The organism is Pseudomonas sp. JR33AA (assembly GCF_021378985.1).
Taxonomy (GTDB): Bacteria; Pseudomonadota; Gammaproteobacteria; order Pseudomonadales; family Pseudomonadaceae; genus Aquipseudomonas; species Aquipseudomonas alloputida.
Map to the genome: position 1 here is coordinate 1 of NZ_JAJSAW010000020.1, position 16,387 is coordinate 16,387.

Below are 16,387 nucleotides of genomic sequence, written 5' to 3' on the forward strand. Positions count from 1 at the left end.
GCGCTCGGCCTCCTGAAGTCGCAATCTGCGTCGCCTGAACTATCGCGCACTTAGAAGCAAAAACCACGGCAACGGCAACGGCAACGGCAACGGCAACGGCAACGGCAACGGCAACGGCAACGGCAACGGCAACGGCAACGGCAACGGCAACGGCAACGAGCCGAGTCTGATCAACGGTCCTTGAACTGTGCCTCGCGCTTGGCGATGAATGCGGCCATGCCTTCTTTCTGGTCTTCGGTGGAGAACGCCGCATGGAAGACCCGACGCTCAAAGCGTACCCCCTCGCTAAGCGTCACTTCAAACGCCCGGTTGACACTCTCCTTGACCATCATGCTTACCGGAATCGACTTGCTGGCAATGGTCGCCGCCACCTTCAGCGCCTCTTCCACCAACTCTGCCTGCGGCACGATCCGCGCCACCAAACCTGCACGCTCGGCTTCTTCCGCCCCCATCAGCCGGCCGGTCAGGCAAAGCTCCATGGCCTTGGCCTTGCCTACCGCACGTGTCAGGCGCTGGGTCCCGCCCATGCCCGGCAGCACGCCCAGGTTGATTTCCGGTTGACCAAATTTGGCATTGTCCGCAGCGAGGATAAAGTCGCACATCATCGCCAACTCGCAGCCGCCGCCCAGGGCAAAGCCAGACACCGCAGCAATGATCGGCTTACGGCGATTGGCAATGCGGTCGGCATCGCTGAACAGATCGTCGACATAGATCTGCGGGTATTGCAGCTCAGCCATTTCCTTGATGTCGGCGCCAGCGGCAAAGGCTTTGGCCGAGCCTGTCAGCACCACGCAGCCAATGTTCGGGTCACGTTCGAGCTGGTCCAGGGCCTGGTTGATCTCGCCGACAATCTGCGCGTTCAGCGCATTGAGCGCCTGCGGGCGGTTGAGGGTGATCAGGCCGACCTTGCCGTGGATGTCCAACAGGATGGTTTCGAATGCCATGCAGTCTGCTCCTTCAAAGATTGCGCGCAATGACCATGCGCTGAATGTCGCTGGTGCCTTCGTAGATCTGGCAAACCCGAACGTCGCGGTAGATCCGCTCCAGCGGGAAGTCACTCAGATAGCCATAACCACCCAGTGTCTGCAAGGCATCCGAACAGACCTTTTCGGCCATTTCCGAGGCGAACAGCTTGGCCATCGACGCTTCCACCAGCGCCGGACGCCCCGCATCACGAAGGGCAGCGGCGTGCAGAACCATCTGCCGGGCAACGGAAATTTTCGTTGCCATGTCGGCCAGGCGAAACGCCACGGCCTGGTGCTCGATCAGCGGTTTGCCAAAGCTTTGGCGCTCGTTGGCGTAGTCGCGCGCCACTTCGAACGCCGCGCGGGCCATACCCACCGCTTGCGAGGCGATGCCGATACGGCCGCCTTCAAGGTTGGCCAGCGCGATCTTGTAGCCTTCACCCTCCGCGCCCAGCCGGTTGGCCACTGGCACGCGCACATTATCGAAAACGATCTGGCAGGTGTCGGAGGCGTGCTGGCCGAGTTTGTCCTCCACCCGCGCTACCTGATAGCCCGGCGAATCGGTCGGCACGATGAAGGCGCTGATGCCACGCTTGCCGGCCTCCGGGTCGGTGACTGCAAACACGATCACGACGCCGGCGTTCTGCCCCGAGGTAATGAACTGCTTGCTGCCATTGAGTACGTAGTGGTCGCCCTCCAGGCGTGCGCGGGTCTTCAGGCTGCTGGCATCGGAACCAGCCTGCGGCTCGGTCAGGGCGAAAGCACCGAGCATCGCACCTGTCGCCAGCGGGGTGAGGAACTGCTCTTTCTGCTGCTCGTTGCCAAAGCGCAGGATCGGCACGCAACCCACCGAGTTGTGCACGCTCATGATGGTCGAGCAGGCGCCATCACCCGCAGCGATTTCCTCCAGCGCCATGGCATAGGCCACATAACCGGTGTCGCTACCGCCCCACTGCTCCGGCACCAGCATGCCGAACAGGCCGAGTTCGGCCATTTCGTCGATGGCCTCTTTCGGAAAGCGATGGTCCTTGTCCCATTGTTCGGCAAACGGCTTCAGCCGTTCCTGGGCGAAAGCACGTACCGCGTCGGCGATCTGTTGTTGCTCGTCATTTACCAGCATGGTTCACCTCAGTACAGGCATTCAACAGCCATGGCCGTGGCCTCGCCACCGCCAATGCAGATGGCCGCCACACCCCGACGCAGATTGTTCTGGCGCAAGGCCGACAACAGGGTTACCAGAATACGTGCGCCAGAAGCGCCGATCGGGTGGCCGAGGGCGCAGGCGCCGCCGTGGATATTGACCTTGTCGTGTGGCAGATCGAGGTGTTTCATGGCTGCCAGGGTGACCACAGCGAAGGCCTCGTTGATCTCGAACAGGTCGACTTCGGCCAGGTTCCAGCCGGTGCGTTTCATCAGTTTGTCGATAGCGCCGATCGGGGCGGTCGGGAACAGCGCCGGGGTGTCGGCAAAGGCGGCGTGGCCGTGGATGACGGCCAATGGCTTGAGGCCACGTTTGTCGGCCTCGGAGCGGCGCATCAATACCAGCGCCGCAGCGCCGTCGGAAATCGAACTGGCGTTGGCCGCCGTCACGGTGCCGCCTTCACGAAACGCCGGTTTGAGCTGCGCAATCTTCTCCAGGCGTGCCTTGGGCGGCTGCTCGTCATCCTTGATGACGCGCTTTTCCTTGCCCTCGGTGACTTCCACCGGCACGATCTCGGCGGCAAAACGGCCGCTGCTGATGGCTTCCTGCGCTCGGGTCAGCGAGGCGATGGCGAACTGGTCCTGGGCCTCACGGCTGAAGGCATTGGCCTGGGCACAGTCCTCGGCAAAGGTGCCCATCAGGCGGCCTTTGTCGTAAGCGTCTTCGAGGCCGTCCATGAACATGTGGTCGATGATCTTGCCGTGGCCCATGCGGTAGCCACCACGGGCTTTGTCCAGCAGGTACGGCGCGTTGGTCATGCTTTCCATGCCACCCGCCACCACCACGTCTGCGGTGCCGGCCAGCAGCAGGTCATGGGCCATGATTGCGGCTTGCATACCCGAGCCGCACATCTTGTTCAGGGTGGTGCAGGTGGTGTGCTTGTCCAGCCCGGCGCCCAGCGCGGCCTGGCGTGCCGGCGCCTGGCCCTGGCCGGCCGGCAGCACGCAGCCGAACAGTACCTGCTCGACACAGGCGGCATCGATGCCGGCACGTTCCACGGCACCACGAATGGCGGCGCTGCCCAATTGCGGCGCAGTCAGGCTCTTGAGGTCGCCCTGCAACCCGCCCATGGGCGTGCGCACGGCGCTGACGATAACGATGGGGTCATTGGCGAGGGTCATGTTCGCTCTCCTTATTTGGCAGCCATGCGCAGCGCACCGTCGAGGCGGATGACCTCACCGTTGAGCATGCTGTTCTCGATGATGTGGCGGGCCAGCGTGGCGTATTCCTGCGGGCGGCCCAGGCGGGGCGGGAACGGCACGCCGGCAGCCAGTGAAGCACGCACCTCTTCGCTCATGCCGGCCATCATAGGTGTTTCAAAGATGCCCGGAGCGATGGTCATCACGCGGATACCGAAGCGGGCCAGTTCGCGCGCGGCCGGCAAGGTCAGGCTGGCGATGGCCCCCTTGGAGGCAGCATAGGCGGCCTGGCCAATCTGGCCGTCATAGGCGGCAATGGAGGCCGTATTGATGATGACCCCACGCTCGCCACCCTCATCGGCAGCCCCTTCGGCCATGGCCGCCGCAGCCAGACGCAGCAGGTTGAAGCTGCCGATCAGGTTGACGTTGATGACCTTGGCGAAGCTGGCCAGGCCATGCGGGCCCTGCTTGCCCAGTACCTTCTCGGCACCGACGATGCCGGCGCAGTTGATCAGCCCATGAAGGCTACCAAAGGCGCTGAGCGCGGCATCGACTGCCGCCTGGGCGGCCTGCTCGTCGCTGATATCGGCGACCGCGAAGCGGGTGTTTTCACCCAGTTCGCGCGACTTGGCCTCGACGGCCTGTGCATTGAGGTCGACCAGCATGACCTTGGCGCCAGCCTCGACCAGCATCTGTGCAGTCGCGGCACCCAGCCCGGAAGCGGCGCCGCTGACGATGAAGTGTTTATTGGCTATGTGCATGAGTACTTTCCTTTCAGACGCTGGCAGGGGTGGCCTGTTGCGCTTGTTGTTTGGCGACTTCCTGGTTGCGCAGGATGAAGCGTTGCAGCTTGCCGCTCGGGGTCTTGGGCAGCTCGCTGACGAATTCGATTTCCCTGGGGTAGGCATGCGCGTAGAGGCGCTGGCGCACGTGCTGGCGCAAGGTTTCTTCCAGCTCGACGCTGCCGGCGTAGCCGCTGGCCAATACCACGAACGCCTTGATCAGCTCGGTGCGCTCCGGGTCTGGCTTGCCGACCACCGCTGCCTCGATCACCGCCGGATGCTCGATCAACGCGCTTTCCACATCGAACGGACCTACCCGGTAACCGGAGGTGGTGATGACGTCGTCGCTACGTCCAACGAAGCTGATGCTGCCATCCGGGTTCAGCTCGACAGTGTCGCCGCTGAGGTAGTACTTGCCGACGAAGGCTTTGGTTGGCAGGCCGTGGTAACCGCCGAACCAGCACAGCGGCGACTGCTCGCGGTCAACGGCGAGGATGCCTGGCTGGCCGGCTGGCAGCTCGTTGCCCTGCTCGTCCAGCACCACGATGCGGTGGCCGGGGATGGCATAGCCGGCTGAGCCCAGGTGCACCGGGTGCTGCAGGCCATGGTGGTTGCACAGCACCATGCCCAGTTCGGTCTGGCCGTAGTGATCGTGAATGGTCACGCCCAGCTCGTCGGCGAACCAGCGGATCACCTCGGGGTTAAGCGGTTCGCCGGCACTGCTGACCACGCGCAGGCGGCCCTTGATCGGTGCCGAGAAATCTTTGCCCGCCGCAATCAGCAAGCGATACGCGGTGGGCGAGCCGGCCAGGTTGGTGATACCCAGCTTGTCGATCACCCGGGCGCAACTCTCGACACTGAACGGGCCATCGTAGAACGTGGTGGCATGCCCCAGCGACAATGGACCGGTTACGGCGTAATACAAGCCGTAAGCCCAGCCCGGGTCGGCCAGGTTCCAGAAATTGTCCTCGGGCAGCAGCTCGATGGCGTCACGCATGTAGCCCTGAAACGCGACGATCGCACGCAGTGGCACTTCCAGGGGTTTTGCCGGGCCAGTGGTTCCAGAAGTGAACATCAGCAGGAAGGGATCATTGCCTGAGCGCATCACCGGCGCACAGACGTCCGCTGCGCGCTCCAGGGATTGCTGGAAGTCCAGCTCACCGCTGCGGGCCTTGACGGTGATGATGGTCGGGCAAGCGTGCACCTCGTCCAGCTTGGCGCGGTTGTGGCTATCGGTGACCACCACTCGGGCATGTGACTGCTCAAGCCGGTGCTCGATGGCCTTGGGGCCAAATGCGGTGAACAAGGGCTGGTAAACCGCCCCGAGGCGCCAGGTAGCCAGGATGGTCACCAACAGTTCGGGGGTGCGCGGCATCAAGCCGGCAACTCGGTCTCCGGCGCCTACCCCCTGCGCCCTTAGCACATTGGCGAACCGGGCAGCCTGCACCTGAAGCTGATCGAAGCTATAGCGCGTGCTGTTACCCTCGCGGTCTTCATGAATCAGTGCCAGCTTGCCGTCACCGGCATGCCGGTCACAGCATTCGACACAGGCATTAAGGGCTTCAAGGTTGCCGTGCAATGCCGCCACAACGGCCTGGTCATGGTCAAACGTACGAGCGGCCTCGGCGTAATCGCGCATCATCGGACTCCTGGTTTCTTGTTTTTGGAGTTGAAGCATCGGTCCGACGATGTTCGCGCCGCTCATGCACGGCGGCAATGGCCAAAGCTGTCAATCTGGATGACTGGTTTGGCCGCGGCGCATCCCCCCTCTGCGCGCTTGGCTGCACGCAGGTAGGACTGGGTGAGCGCCCCGACCAGTCGCTCGATATGGACGCCGTGTTACACCTGCCGCCGCAAGCGTTCGCCCATCAGTGCCCTGCCCCTCGCGCCTGGATCAATGCCCGATAATGCCCCGGGTTGCAGCCGAACCACTTGCGAAATGCCTTATAAAACGAGCTGCTGTCGGCGAATCCCAAACGCTCGGCAAGCTCGCCCATGGCCACGTCTTCCTGGCTGAGCCAGGCGATCGCCAGCTCCCGTCGTACGCTGTCCTTCAAGCCCTGGTAGTTCTGCCCTTCTTCTGCCAGGCGCCGCCGCAGGGTCGATGGCGACAGGCACAGCTGGCGGGCCAGGCGGTCAGCATCGGGCCATTGCTCAGGGGCCAGGCGCAACAGGTCGGTGCGGATACGCCGCCCGAGGCTGGCCGGGTCACGGTACTTGACCAGGATATTGCCCGGCGCTTCGGCCAGAAAACGCTGCAGTTCCTCCTCGCTGCGCCGCAGGGGCAAGTCGAGGCATTGCGAAGGTATGATCATGCGTGTGCGTGGACGCTCAAAATGCAGGTTTTCCGAAAACATGACCCGGTAGTCGTCGCAAAAGGGGGGTTCGGTACAACGCAGATCAATGCTCAGAATCGGGATGCGCCGCCCGGCCAGCCAGCAGGTCACCCCATGCACGATCATCCAGAACGTGAAATAGGTGAACGCGCGGCGCGGTTCGTCACGCGGCTCATTGATGACAATTTCGGCCAGGCCTTGCTGGCGCACCAGGCTGGGCTGCATGTCTTGAAGCATCAGTGACAGAAATGCCAGCGAGGTTTCCAGGCCTGCACCCAAGGTCGGTTGGCCCATGCTGGCACGGCACATGAATGCCAGGCTGCCACTGCACAGACCGCGCGGGTCCATCGCGAAAAATTCGTCGTTGCAGCGCCGGGCCAGCAAGCGCCACAGGCGGGCATAGGACTCGGCACTGACCCTTGCTTCTGGCAGGTGCAGTTGCTCAACGGCGATGCCCGCCCTGACCAGCAAGCCACTGTCAGGCTCACCGGCAGGGCAGGTCTGCAACAGCGCTTCGCGCACCAGCTGCATGGAAATGGTGTCTTTGTCGCTCATCGACGGTCCTGTCGGCTGATTGCCGGCCATTTTAGGGTCTGTATGAGGCTTTTCATACAGAGCCTAGGGTGCCCCGCAGCAAACAGCCATCATAGCCCCGCTGCCAGGTTCAGGAATGCCTGAATCAGGCGCAGTTCGCGACGACGCTCCAGGCAGCCGATCACGTGTTGGTTGACAAGGCCCTCGCCAGCCAACGGTCGTGCCACCACACGGGGGTCATTGGCCACTTCAGTGGACGAAACCACACCAATACCCAGCTGCGAGGCCACAGCCTCCGTTACCGCCTCCCGGCTGTCCAGCTCCAGCAATACACGCGGTTGCACGCCCGCCTTGATGCACGCCTTGTCGAAGGTGCGCCGGGTGGTGGAGCTGGGTTCGCGCAGCACCATGATCTGCTGGTGCAGCTCGGCCAACGGCAAGTCCTCCCGCTGACTGGCCCAGGCGTGCCCCACGGGTAACAACGCACACAGGCGCGACTCACAGAGATTTTGCAGATGCAGCCCCTTGCGCGGCTCGATTTCGGTCAGCACCGCCACGTCGGCATGCTCGCCGAGCAGCGCAGCCAACGTCTCCTGCGCATTGCCCAGACGCAAGTTGACGGTGACGCCAGGGTACCGCTCACGCAGCAGCGCCAGCATCGGCATGACCCGATGCGGGCCGTCGGCGGCTACCTCCAGGCGCCCGGTCAGCAACTGGCGGTTAGCCTCGAGCATGGCCTGCGCTTCTTCAGCCAGGCCGAACATGGCGCGGGTGATGGCCGCCAGGCGCGTGCCCTCTTCGGTCAGTTCCACGCGCCGTGCAGTACGCCGCAGCAAGGTGATCTGGTAGTGCTCCTCCAGCGCCTTGACATGCCCGGTCACCGCCGGCTGGCTGATGAACAGGCGCTCGGCAGCACGGGTAAAGCTGCCCTCACGGGCCACGGCGTCGAACGCGCGTAGCTGGAACAGGTTCATATTTATCGGCATGACTTATAGCTGGGATAACAACAAACAATTTGATTGATGACAGCGCGAATTGCAACCTAGGTCTCGTAGTTTCAGCCCACCGCTTGTGAGGAATAACGGAATGAGCAACGCCCCGATTCTGCTGACCCCAGGTCCCCTGACCACATCAATCCGCACCCGCCAAGCGATGCTGGTGGACTGGGGCTCCTGGGACCGTGACTTCAACCAGTTGACTGCCAGCGTCTGCGAACAACTGCTGGCCATCATCGACGGCGCCAGCAGCCACCACTGCGTTCCCCTGCAAGGCAGCGGCACGTTCGCCGTGGAAGCGGCCATCGGCACCTTGGTGCCACGCGATGGCAAGGTTCTGGTACTGATCAACGGCGCGTACGGCCAGCGCCTGGCGAAGATCTGCAAAGTGCTGGGTCGCACTTACAGCACCTTCGAAACGGCGGAAGACCAGCCGACCACGGCCGCCGATGTCGACCGGCTGCTGACCGAAGACTCGGCCATTACCCATGTGGCGCTGATCCACTGTGAAACCAGTACCGGCATCCTGAACCCGCTGCCCGAAATCGCCCAGGTGATCAAGCAGCATGGCAAGCGCCTGATCATCGATGCCATGAGCTCGTTCGGTGCGCTGCCGATCGATGCCCGCGAAATCCCCTTCGAAGCGCTGATCGCAGCCTCCGGCAAGTGCCTGGAAGGCGTACCCGGCATGGGCTTCGTCTTCGCCGAAAAAAATGCCCTGGCGGCCGCCGAAGGCAACGCCCACTCGCTGGCCATGGACCTGCATGACCAGCACACCTACATGGCCAAGACCGGGCAATGGCGCTTCACCCCGCCGACCCACGTGGTCGCTGCCCTGCATGAAGCACTACAGCAATACAGCGAGGAAGGTGGCCTTCCGGCCCGCCACCAGCGCTACGCAGACAACTGCAAGACGCTGCTCGACGGCATGGCAGCCATCGGCCTGCGCAGTTTCCTGCCCGCCGAGATCCAGGCGCCAATCATCGTCACCTTCCACGCCCCCACCGATGCCCGCTACCAGTTCAAGGACTTCTACGAGCGGGTCAAGGCCAAGGGTTTCATTCTCTACCCGGGCAAGTTGACCCAGGTCGAAACCTTCCGCGTCGGCTGCATCGGCGTGGTCGGCGCGGACGGCATGCAGGCCGCCGTGAATGCCGTGGCCGACGTGCTGCGGGAAATGGAAGTGCTGGACATCTGACGCATTGCCCACCCGAATTCAGGAATTAGCGCACATGAACTACAACAACCCCACCCAACTGCAAGCCGCCATCCTCGACTGGGCTGGCACCGTGGTCGATTTCGGCTCGTTCGCCCCCACCCAGATCTTTGTCGAGGCCTTTGCCGAGTTCGACGTGCAGGTGTCCATCGAGGAAGCCCGAGGCCCGATGGGCATGGGCAAATGGGACCATATCCGCACCCTGTGCGACGTACCGGAAATTGCCGAGCGCTACCGCAAGGTGTTCGGCCGTACCCCGACCGATGATGACGTCACCGCCATCTACAACCGCTTCATGCCGCTGCAAATCGAGAAGATCGCCGTGCACTCGGCACTGATCCCCGGTGCGCTGGACACCCTCACCGGTCTACGCCAGGACGGCCTGAAGATCGGCTCGTGCTCGGGCTACCCGAAAGTGGTGATGGACAAGGTGGTGGAACTTGCAGCGCAGAACGGCTACGTAGCGGACCATGTAGTGGCCACCGACGAAACCCCGAACGGCCGCCCATGGCCGGCCCAGGCCTTGGCCAACGTGATTGCGCTGGGGATTGACGATGTAGCGGCCTGCGTGAAGGTGGACGACACCGTGCCAGGCATTCTTGAAGGCCGCCGTGCCGGCATGTGGACCGTGGCGCTGGTCTGCTCGGGCAATGCCCTGGGCCTGACCTGGGAAGGCTTCCAGGCGTTGAGTGCCGAGAAACTGGAAAGCGAGCGCCAGCGCATCCATGCACTGTTTGCCGGCTCTCGCCCACACTACCTGATCGACACCATCAACGACCTGCCCGAAGTGATTGCCGACATCAACCGGCGCCTGGCCAAGGGCGAGATGCCGCAAGCCTTCTGACCCCTGCGGTTTCGCTGTGGTAGCGGCCCTTGCGTGACACAGGGCCGCTCCTACGACGGCATGCGCCCAACCACCAATGTGTGTCTCACCGCCGTGTAGGAGCGGGTTTACCCGCGAATACGGTAGCAGCAACAACGGTGAACGGCGGGTGAACATTGGCCAGCAGGTACGGCCCTTTCGCGGGTAAACCTGCTCCTACGCGACGGCCTGTGTCCAACCACCGATGGGTGTCCACCACCAATCAGGTGTAGGAGCGGGTTTACCCGCGAATACGGTGGCGGCGGCAACGGTGAAGGTCGGGTGGAAATTGGCTAGCAGGGCCGGCCCTTTCGCGGGTAAACCCTCTCCTACGCGACGGCCTGCGCCCAACCTCCAATGTGTGTCCACCACCGTGGTAGGCGCGGGCTTACCCGCGAATACGGTGGCGGCGGCAACGGTGAAGGTCGGGTGGAAATTGGCCAGCAGTGCCGGCCCTTTCGCGGGTAAACCCGCTCCTACGCGCGGCCTGTGTCCAACCACCGATGGGTGTCCACCACGGATTTACCCGCGAATACGCTAGCGGCAGCAACGGTGAACGGCGGGTGAACATTGGCCAGCAGGTACGGCCCTTTCGCGGGTAAACCCGCTCCTACGCCCGACAAAGCCAGTAGGCTATTGTGGCAACTGCACCCGCGGTTTGGTCGCGGCAAAGATCGCCCAACTGGAGACGAACAGCGCCGCGATCAATGGGCCGATCACGAAGCCGTTGAGGCCGAACACCGCCAGCCCGCCCAGGGTCGACACCAGGATCAGGTAGTCCGGCATGCGCGTGTCCTTACCCACCAGGATCGGCCGCAACACATTATCCACCAGGCCGATCACCAGCACCCCGAACGCGGTCAGCACCACCCCTGGCAGTATCGCCCCGGTCAGCAGGAAATACGCCGCCACCGGCGCCCAGATGATACCCGCGCCCACCGCCGGCAGCAGCGACAGAAACGCCATCAGCACCGCCCACACCAATGCACTCGGAATATCCAGCACCCAGAAAATAAAGCCTCCCAAGGCACCCTGGGTAATAGCCACCAGCACGTTGCCCTTCACCGTCGCCCTCACCACGCGATTGAACTTCAACTGCAAACGACGCTTCTGGTGCTCGGGCAGCGGGACGGCCATCCGCACCCGGCGCGCGACTTCCGGACCATCACGCAGGAAAAAGAACAGCAGATACATCATGATGCCAAAACTGACCAGGAACTCGAATGTGCCCTGCCCAAAGCTGAACGCCTGGCTGGCCAATACCTGGCTACCCTGGGTTGCCCACTTGGCGATCTTGTCACGCAACCCGTCGAGGTTACCCATGCCCATGTTGTCCAGGCCACGCTGGGCGAATACTGGGAGCATGTCCTTGCCGCGCTCGACGTAACCGGCGATGTCCAGTTGCCCGCTTTCGATGCGCTGGTACAGCGAGGCGCCCTCTTGAACCAGCAAGGCACTGGTGATGATCACCGGCAAAATCGCTACAAGCAGGCACACCAGCGTGGACCCGGCCGCGGCAAGGTTACGCCGGCGACCGCAGCGAATCAGCAAGTGACGCTGCAGCGGGGCGAACAGGATGCCGAGGATTACCGCCCAGAAGATTGCGCCGTAATACGGCAACAGAATCCAGAAGAAGGCAATGGTCACCAACGCCAAGAGTACTGCCAGGGCTTTGTTCTGTAGCGCGGTTTCGTTCATCGCAGTTCCTCAAATGGCTTATGAGTGATTAGTGCACCGCAGCTGGACAAAAGTGCCGCGCTCGCTTGACGCAAATCAATACGCGTCTTGTCCATCGACCCTAGCATCCGCGCCTTTTGCCCCGGTGCGCACATGAACCCTACTGCCAAGCCCGAACTGCTGGCCCCCGCCGGCACCCTCAAGACCATGCGCTACGCGTTCGCCTACGGCGCCGATGCGGTCTACGCCGGCCAGCCGCGTTACAGCTTGCGGGTGCGCAACAACGAGTTCGATCACACCAACCTGGCGCTGGGGATCGAGGAGGCGCATGCCTTGGGCAAGCGCTTCTACGTGGTGGTCAACATCGCCCCGCATAACGCCAAGCTCAAGACCTTCCTCAGGGACCTGGCACCCGTGATCGAGATGGCGCCGGACGCGCTGATCATGTCCGACCCCGGGCTGATCATGCTGGTGCGCCAGCACTTCCCACAGATGCCGGTGCACCTGTCGGTGCAGGCCAACACCGTCAACTGGGCCAGCGTGCAGTTCTGGCAGCAACTTGGCCTGAGCCGGGTGATCCTGTCGCGGGAGCTGTCGCTGGAAGAAATCGAAGAAATCCGCCAGCAGGTGCCGGGCATGGAACTGGAAGTGTTCGTGCACGGCGCCCTGTGCATGGCCTATTCCGGCCGTTGCCTGCTGTCGGGCTACCTCAACAAGCGTGACGCCAACCAGGGTACCTGCACCAATGCCTGCCGCTGGAAGTACGACGCCACGCCGGCCACCGAGAACGCCACCGGCGACATCGTGCGCCAGGTGCAGCCCACCCTGGGCCTGGGTGCACCCACCGACCAGGTGTTCATGCTGCAGGAAAGCAACCGCCCCGGCACTGAAATGCCGGCGTTCGAGGATGAACACGGCACCTACATCATGAATGCCAAGGACCTGCGCGCCATCCAGCACGTAGAGCGCCTGGCCTTGATGGGCGTGCATTCGCTGAAGATCGAGGGCCGCACCAAATCGCACTTCTACTGTGCCCGCGCGGTACAGTCATATCGCCAGGCGATCGACGACGCGGTGGCCGGGCGACCATTCGACCGCGCCCTGATGGGCAACCTCGAATCCCTGGCGCAACGCGGTTACACCGAAGGTTTCCTGCGCCGCCACGTGCACGACGAGTACCAGAACTACCAGCGCGGTAACTCGGTGTCCGAGCGCCAGCAGTTCGTTGGCGAACTGACCGGCGTACGCGTCGACGGCCTGGCCGAGGTCAAGGTGAAGAACCGCTTCGCCGTGGGCGACCATCTGGAGCTGATGACCCCGCGCGGTAACTACCACTTCGACCTGCACCGCCTGTGCAACCGCCAACAGCATGCCATCGAGGTAGCACCGGGTGATGGCCACGTGGTGTATCTGCCGATCCCGGAACAGGTTGCCCTTGACTACGGCCTGCTGATGCGCGACCTCGGTGCCGACGAAGCAGCAAGCTGACAACACTGTAATGTGCTCCTCAGCTACCTGACAGCCTGCGGCAGCGAACATCGTGGCTCTTCTGCATGAGGCCACGCCATGTTGCGCAACCCCTCCCGCCGTACGTTTGTCAAAGGCCTGGGCGCTGCCAGCACGCCAGGGATGCGGAAGTCGAAGTAGGTCATGGCAGAGGCATTGATCAGCCGCAGGCGCACGGTTTCGCCTGGCTGGAACAGGCAGGTGAAGTTGCCTTGTGGGGGTTGGCCGTTGAGCAGGTAGGTGTAGGTGGCGGCACTGATATCGGCGAGGTCGGTTGGGCTCATGCGCATGCGCGCCCAGGCCGAGCGTTCGGCGACGGTGGGGCTCCAGCCGTTTTCGGCCACGTCATCGATGAAGTCGCCAACCGTGCGCTTGTGAAAGTTGTACGCGTCGGACTGCTTCTTCAGCGTCGCCAACAGCTGTTCCGGCGCCTGGTCTGACCAGTCGCTGAACAGCAGCACATGATCGCGCTGGTAGCGGTGCGCTTCGGGCTCGCGTGGCTCGATCACGATTGCCCCGTATTCTGAAGCTGACCGTGATCGCCGCCGACGGCTTGCCGGTAACCCCTGTGAGCGTGGATGAGCTGCGCATTGCCGTGGCAGAGACCTACGACGTGCTGGTGACCGTGGGCGACCAACCCGCCTACACCCTGTTCGCCCAGAGCATGGACCGCACCGGCTTCGCCCGCGGCACCCTGGCCCGTGCGGCCGGGCTGCAGGCACCGGTGCCTGCCCCCGACCCGCGCCCGGTGCTGAGCCTGGAGGACATGGGCCACGGCGGGATGGATGCCATGGCGGGCATGGACCACAGCAACATGGCCAGCATGGGCCACACCGCCATGTCGGCCATGCAGCAACACCCGGTCAGTGAAACCGGCAACCCGCTGGTGGACATGCAGACCATGGCACCGCGCCCCAACCTGGCCGATCCTGGCATAGGCCTGCGTGACAATGGTCGACGCGTGCTGACCTACGCCGACCTGCGCAGCCCCTACCCCGACCCGGACGGCCGCCCGCCATCGCGTGACATCGAGCTGCACCTGACCGGCCATATGGAGCGCTTCGCCTGGTCGTTCGACGGTATCAAGTTCAGCGACGCCGAACCGCTGCGACTGACCTATGGTGAGCGCGTGCGCATCACCCTGGTCAACGACACCATGATGACCCACCCCATCCACCTGCACGGCATGTGGAGCGACCTGGAAGACGAGCATGGCCAGTTCCTGGTGCGCAAGCACACCGTCGATATCCCGCCCGGTAGCCGACGCTCCTACCGGGTAACCGCCGACGCGCTGGGCCGCTGGGCCTACCACTGCCACTTGCTCCACCACATGGAGACCGGCATGCTCCGCGAGGTACGCGTCGATGAATGAAACCCGCAACTGCAGCCTCGTGGCAGGCGTGGCGCTGCTGACCTTGCTCGCCAGTGAACGGGCGATGGCCGCAGGTTTGGAACACGCAAACCACGGCCAGATGGGCCATCAGGCCATGCCCATGAACCATGAAAGCATGGGCCATGGCCAGCCTTCCCTCAGTCAGCCTCGCACGCCCCTGCCTGTCATCACCGACGCCGACCGCCGCGCTGCCTTCCCGCCATTGCCAGGGCACCACGCGCATGACCGGGCACTGAACTGGGCAGTGATCGTGGACGAGCTCGAATACCAGAACTTCGAGAGCAGCAGTGCCCTGAACTGGAACGCCACCGCCTGGGTCGGCGGCGATATCGACCGCTTGTGGCTGCGCACCGAAGGCGAACGTGAACAGGGCAAGACCCACAAGGCTGAGCTGCAGGCGCTGTGGGGCCATGCCGTGAGCCCGTGGTGGGAACTGGTGGCCGGTGTACGCCAGGACTTCAAGCCTGCCAGTGGCCAAACCTGGGCCGCCTTCGGCATCCAGGGCACACCGTGGTACGGCCTGGAGCTGCAAGCCACCGTCTATGCAAGCGAGCGGCAACAGACAGCGCTGCGCCTGGAAGCCGCTTACGCTATGCTGCTGACCAACCGCTGGATACTGGAGCCGACCCTGGAGGCCAACCTCTACGGGCACAACGACGCCGGGCGCGAACAAGGCGCGGGGCTGGCCGACAGCGAGGTGGGCCTGCGCCTGCGCTACGAGATCACGCGTGGCTTCGCCCCCTACGTCGGGCTCAGTTTCAACCGCCTGCACGGCTCGCGTGCCAACCAGGCCCGAGAAGACGGCGAAGACCTGGGCCAGACACGCGTGGTCGCCGGTATCCGCCTGCGTTTTTAAAGGAGTGCTTCACCATGCTGCGCAAACACCTGCTGACCCTGAGCCTGCTGGCCGTCACCGGGCTGGCCCAGGCCGCCGAGACCATCGACGTCTACCGCGACCCCAACTGCGGCTGCTGCAAGGCCTGGATCAGCCACCTGCGTGACAACGGTTTTACCGTCAACGACCACGTCGAGCCAAACATGAGCGCCGTCAAGCAACGCCTCGGCGTGGCGCCACGCCTTGCGTCGTGCCACACCGGGGTGATCGACGGCAAGTTCGTCGAAGGCCACGTGCCGGCCGAGCAGGTGCGCCTGCTGGCCAAACGCAACGACCTCAAGGGCCTGGCCGTGCCGGGTATGCCCATGGGCTCGCCCGGCATGGAGATGGGTGACCACAAGGATGCCTACCAGGTCATCGGGGTGACCCAGGATGGCCAGGACACCGTGGTCGCCAACTACTGATGCTCAGCCTGGGGGCGCTGTTCCTCAGCGCCTTTGGTGCCGCCACCCTGCTACCGCTGCAATCAGAGGCCGTGCTGGTCGGTCTGTTGCTGCGCCAGCCCGAGGTCTGGGCGACCCTACTGCTGGTAGCCACCCTGGGCAACGTGCTCGGCTCGGTGGTCAACTGGCTGCTGGGCCGGGCCATCGAGCACCTGCGCAACAAGCGCTGGTTCCCTTTCAGCGCTGCCCAGCTGGCGCGTGCGCAGCAGCGCTACCAACGCTGGGGGCAATGGTCGCTGCTGCTCAGCTGGATGCCGGTGATCGGCGACCCGCTTACGCTGATCGCCGGGGTCATGCGTGAGCCGTTCTGGCGCTTCCTGTTACTGGTGACCCTGGCCAAGGCTGGCCGCTATGCAGTGCTGGCCATGATCACCCTGGGCTGGTTTCACGCCTGGTAACACCTTTCAGGTTTCGCGTGGTCCACTGCCTGTTACAGTCGCCCC

14 protein-coding genes and 2 pseudogenes are annotated in these 16,387 nt (G+C 63.6%); 7 read left to right on the forward strand and 9 right to left on the reverse strand.

Annotation, left to right across the window (positions count from 1 at the left end; all coding sequences use genetic code 11):
- Window positions 1-170: 170 nt before the first annotated feature.
- From LVS58_RS22215 to LVS58_RS22245, 7 genes are all read right to left on the reverse strand, one after another.
- The gene (locus LVS58_RS22215; protein WP_003250095.1) at window positions 171-944 is read right to left on the reverse strand and encodes an enoyl-CoA hydratase; all 774 of its coding nucleotides are present in this window, start codon (window positions 942-944) and stop codon (window positions 171-173) included.
- Between the two features lie 13 nt (window positions 945-957).
- Window positions 958-2,085: an acyl-CoA dehydrogenase gene (locus tag LVS58_RS22220; RefSeq protein ID WP_233692829.1), complete on the reverse strand. Its 1,128-nt coding sequence runs from the start codon at window positions 2,083-2,085 to the stop codon at window positions 958-960.
- 8 nt (window positions 2,086-2,093) lie between these two features.
- The gene (locus LVS58_RS22225) at window positions 2,094-3,287 is read right to left on the reverse strand and encodes an acetyl-CoA C-acyltransferase (protein ID WP_233692830.1); all 1,194 of its coding nucleotides are present in this window, start codon (window positions 3,285-3,287) and stop codon (window positions 2,094-2,096) included.
- An 11-nt stretch (window positions 3,288-3,298) separates the two neighbouring features.
- Window positions 3,299-4,066 carry an SDR family NAD(P)-dependent oxidoreductase gene (locus LVS58_RS22230; protein WP_233692831.1) on the reverse strand — a complete coding sequence of 256 codons (768 nt, stop codon included), beginning with the start codon at window positions 4,064-4,066 and terminating at the stop codon, window positions 3,299-3,301.
- Window positions 4,067-4,079: 13 nt separating this feature from the next.
- Window positions 4,080-5,726, reverse strand: a complete 1,647-nt coding sequence (locus tag LVS58_RS22235) for an acyl-CoA synthetase (protein ID WP_233692832.1) — start codon at window positions 5,724-5,726, stop codon at window positions 4,080-4,082.
- 229 nt (window positions 5,727-5,955) lie between these two features.
- The gene (locus tag LVS58_RS22240) at window positions 5,956-6,978 is read right to left on the reverse strand and encodes an AraC family transcriptional regulator (RefSeq protein ID WP_233692833.1); all 1,023 of its coding nucleotides are present in this window, start codon (window positions 6,976-6,978) and stop codon (window positions 5,956-5,958) included.
- 89 nt (window positions 6,979-7,067) lie between these two features.
- A complete protein-coding gene (locus LVS58_RS22245; RefSeq protein WP_233692893.1) occupies window positions 7,068-7,931 on the reverse strand; it encodes a LysR substrate-binding domain-containing protein in 864 nt (287 codons plus the stop codon).
- Between the two features lie 112 nt (window positions 7,932-8,043).
- On the opposite strand from LVS58_RS22245, the gene LVS58_RS22250 reads away from it, so the two are divergent.
- Window positions 8,044-9,150, forward strand: a complete 1,107-nt coding sequence (locus tag LVS58_RS22250; protein WP_233692834.1) for a 2-aminoethylphosphonate--pyruvate transaminase — start codon at window positions 8,044-8,046, stop codon at window positions 9,148-9,150.
- 34 nt (window positions 9,151-9,184) lie between these two features.
- Window positions 9,185-10,012 carry a phosphonoacetaldehyde hydrolase gene (phnX, locus tag LVS58_RS22255; protein WP_233692835.1) on the forward strand — a complete coding sequence of 276 codons (828 nt, stop codon included), beginning with the start codon at window positions 9,185-9,187 and terminating at the stop codon, window positions 10,010-10,012.
- Between the two features lie 651 nt (window positions 10,013-10,663).
- Here the strand turns inward: phnX and LVS58_RS22260 are convergent.
- Window positions 10,664-11,728 (reverse strand): AI-2E family transporter, encoded by a 1,065-nt coding sequence (locus LVS58_RS22260; RefSeq protein WP_233692836.1) that lies wholly within the window; start codon window positions 11,726-11,728, stop codon window positions 10,664-10,666.
- A 132-nt stretch (window positions 11,729-11,860) separates the two neighbouring features.
- On the opposite strand from LVS58_RS22260, the gene trhP reads away from it, so the two are divergent.
- A complete protein-coding gene (gene trhP / locus LVS58_RS22265; protein WP_233692837.1) occupies window positions 11,861-13,195 on the forward strand; it encodes a prephenate-dependent tRNA uridine(34) hydroxylase TrhP in 1,335 nt (444 codons plus the stop codon).
- A gap of 83 nt (window positions 13,196-13,278) precedes the next feature.
- Here the strand turns inward: trhP and LVS58_RS22270 are convergent.
- Window positions 13,279-13,743 (reverse strand): annotated as a pseudogene (locus LVS58_RS22270) (copper oxidase); the annotation flags it as partial.
- On the opposite strand from LVS58_RS22270, the pseudogene LVS58_RS22275 reads away from it, so the two are divergent.
- The 4 genes and pseudogenes from LVS58_RS22275 to LVS58_RS22290 form a co-directional block, all read left to right on the forward strand.
- Window positions 13,737-14,585 (forward strand): annotated as a pseudogene (locus LVS58_RS22275) (multicopper oxidase domain-containing protein); the annotation flags it as partial. The pseudogenes LVS58_RS22270 and LVS58_RS22275 sit on opposite strands and share 7 nt — an antisense overlap.
- Window positions 14,578-15,462: a copper resistance protein B gene (locus LVS58_RS22280; protein ID WP_233692838.1), complete on the forward strand. Its 885-nt coding sequence runs from the start codon at window positions 14,578-14,580 to the stop codon at window positions 15,460-15,462. The pseudogene LVS58_RS22275 and the gene LVS58_RS22280, both read left to right, overlap by 8 nt.
- Window positions 15,463-15,476: 14 nt before the next feature.
- On the forward strand, window positions 15,477-15,905 hold the full coding sequence (locus LVS58_RS22285; RefSeq protein WP_003248913.1) for a DUF411 domain-containing protein: 429 nt from the start codon (window positions 15,477-15,479) through the stop codon (window positions 15,903-15,905).
- On the forward strand, window positions 15,905-16,342 hold the full coding sequence (locus LVS58_RS22290; RefSeq protein WP_233692839.1) for a YqaA family protein: 438 nt from the start codon (window positions 15,905-15,907) through the stop codon (window positions 16,340-16,342). The genes LVS58_RS22285 and LVS58_RS22290 overlap by 1 nt, the downstream gene beginning before the upstream one ends.
- Window positions 16,343-16,387 lie beyond the last annotated feature (45 nt).

Bases quoted from the DNA above. Each gene is read 5' to 3' on its own strand.
- LVS58_RS22260 (WP_233692836.1), bottom strand. From the start codon at position 11,728: ATGAACGAAACCGCGCTACAGAACAAAGCCCTGGCAGTACTCTTGGCG.
- phnX (WP_233692835.1), top strand. From the start codon at position 9,185: ATGAACTACAACAACCCCACCCAACTGCAAGCCGCCATCCTCGACTGG.
- LVS58_RS22215 (WP_003250095.1), bottom strand. From the start codon at position 944: ATGGCATTCGAAACCATCCTGTTGGACATCCACGGCAAGGTCGGCCTG.
- LVS58_RS22250 (WP_233692834.1), top strand. From the start codon at position 8,044: ATGAGCAACGCCCCGATTCTGCTGACCCCAGGTCCCCTGACCACATCA.
- trhP (WP_233692837.1), top strand. From the start codon at position 11,861: ATGAACCCTACTGCCAAGCCCGAACTGCTGGCCCCCGCCGGCACCCTC.
- LVS58_RS22225 (WP_233692830.1), bottom strand. From the start codon at position 3,287: ATGACCCTCGCCAATGACCCCATCGTTATCGTCAGCGCCGTGCGCACG.
- LVS58_RS22290 (WP_233692839.1), top strand. From the start codon at position 15,905: ATGCTCAGCCTGGGGGCGCTGTTCCTCAGCGCCTTTGGTGCCGCCACC.
- LVS58_RS22245 (WP_233692893.1), bottom strand. From the start codon at position 7,931: ATGAACCTGTTCCAGCTACGCGCGTTCGACGCCGTGGCCCGTGAGGGC.
- LVS58_RS22220 (WP_233692829.1), bottom strand. From the start codon at position 2,085: ATGCTGGTAAATGACGAGCAACAACAGATCGCCGACGCGGTACGTGCT.
- LVS58_RS22280 (WP_233692838.1), top strand. From the start codon at position 14,578: ATGAATGAAACCCGCAACTGCAGCCTCGTGGCAGGCGTGGCGCTGCTG.
- LVS58_RS22235 (WP_233692832.1), bottom strand. From the start codon at position 5,726: ATGCGCGATTACGCCGAGGCCGCTCGTACGTTTGACCATGACCAGGCC.
- LVS58_RS22230 (WP_233692831.1), bottom strand. From the start codon at position 4,066: ATGCACATAGCCAATAAACACTTCATCGTCAGCGGCGCCGCTTCCGGG.
- LVS58_RS22240 (WP_233692833.1), bottom strand. From the start codon at position 6,978: ATGAGCGACAAAGACACCATTTCCATGCAGCTGGTGCGCGAAGCGCTG.
- LVS58_RS22285 (WP_003248913.1), top strand. From the start codon at position 15,477: ATGCTGCGCAAACACCTGCTGACCCTGAGCCTGCTGGCCGTCACCGGG.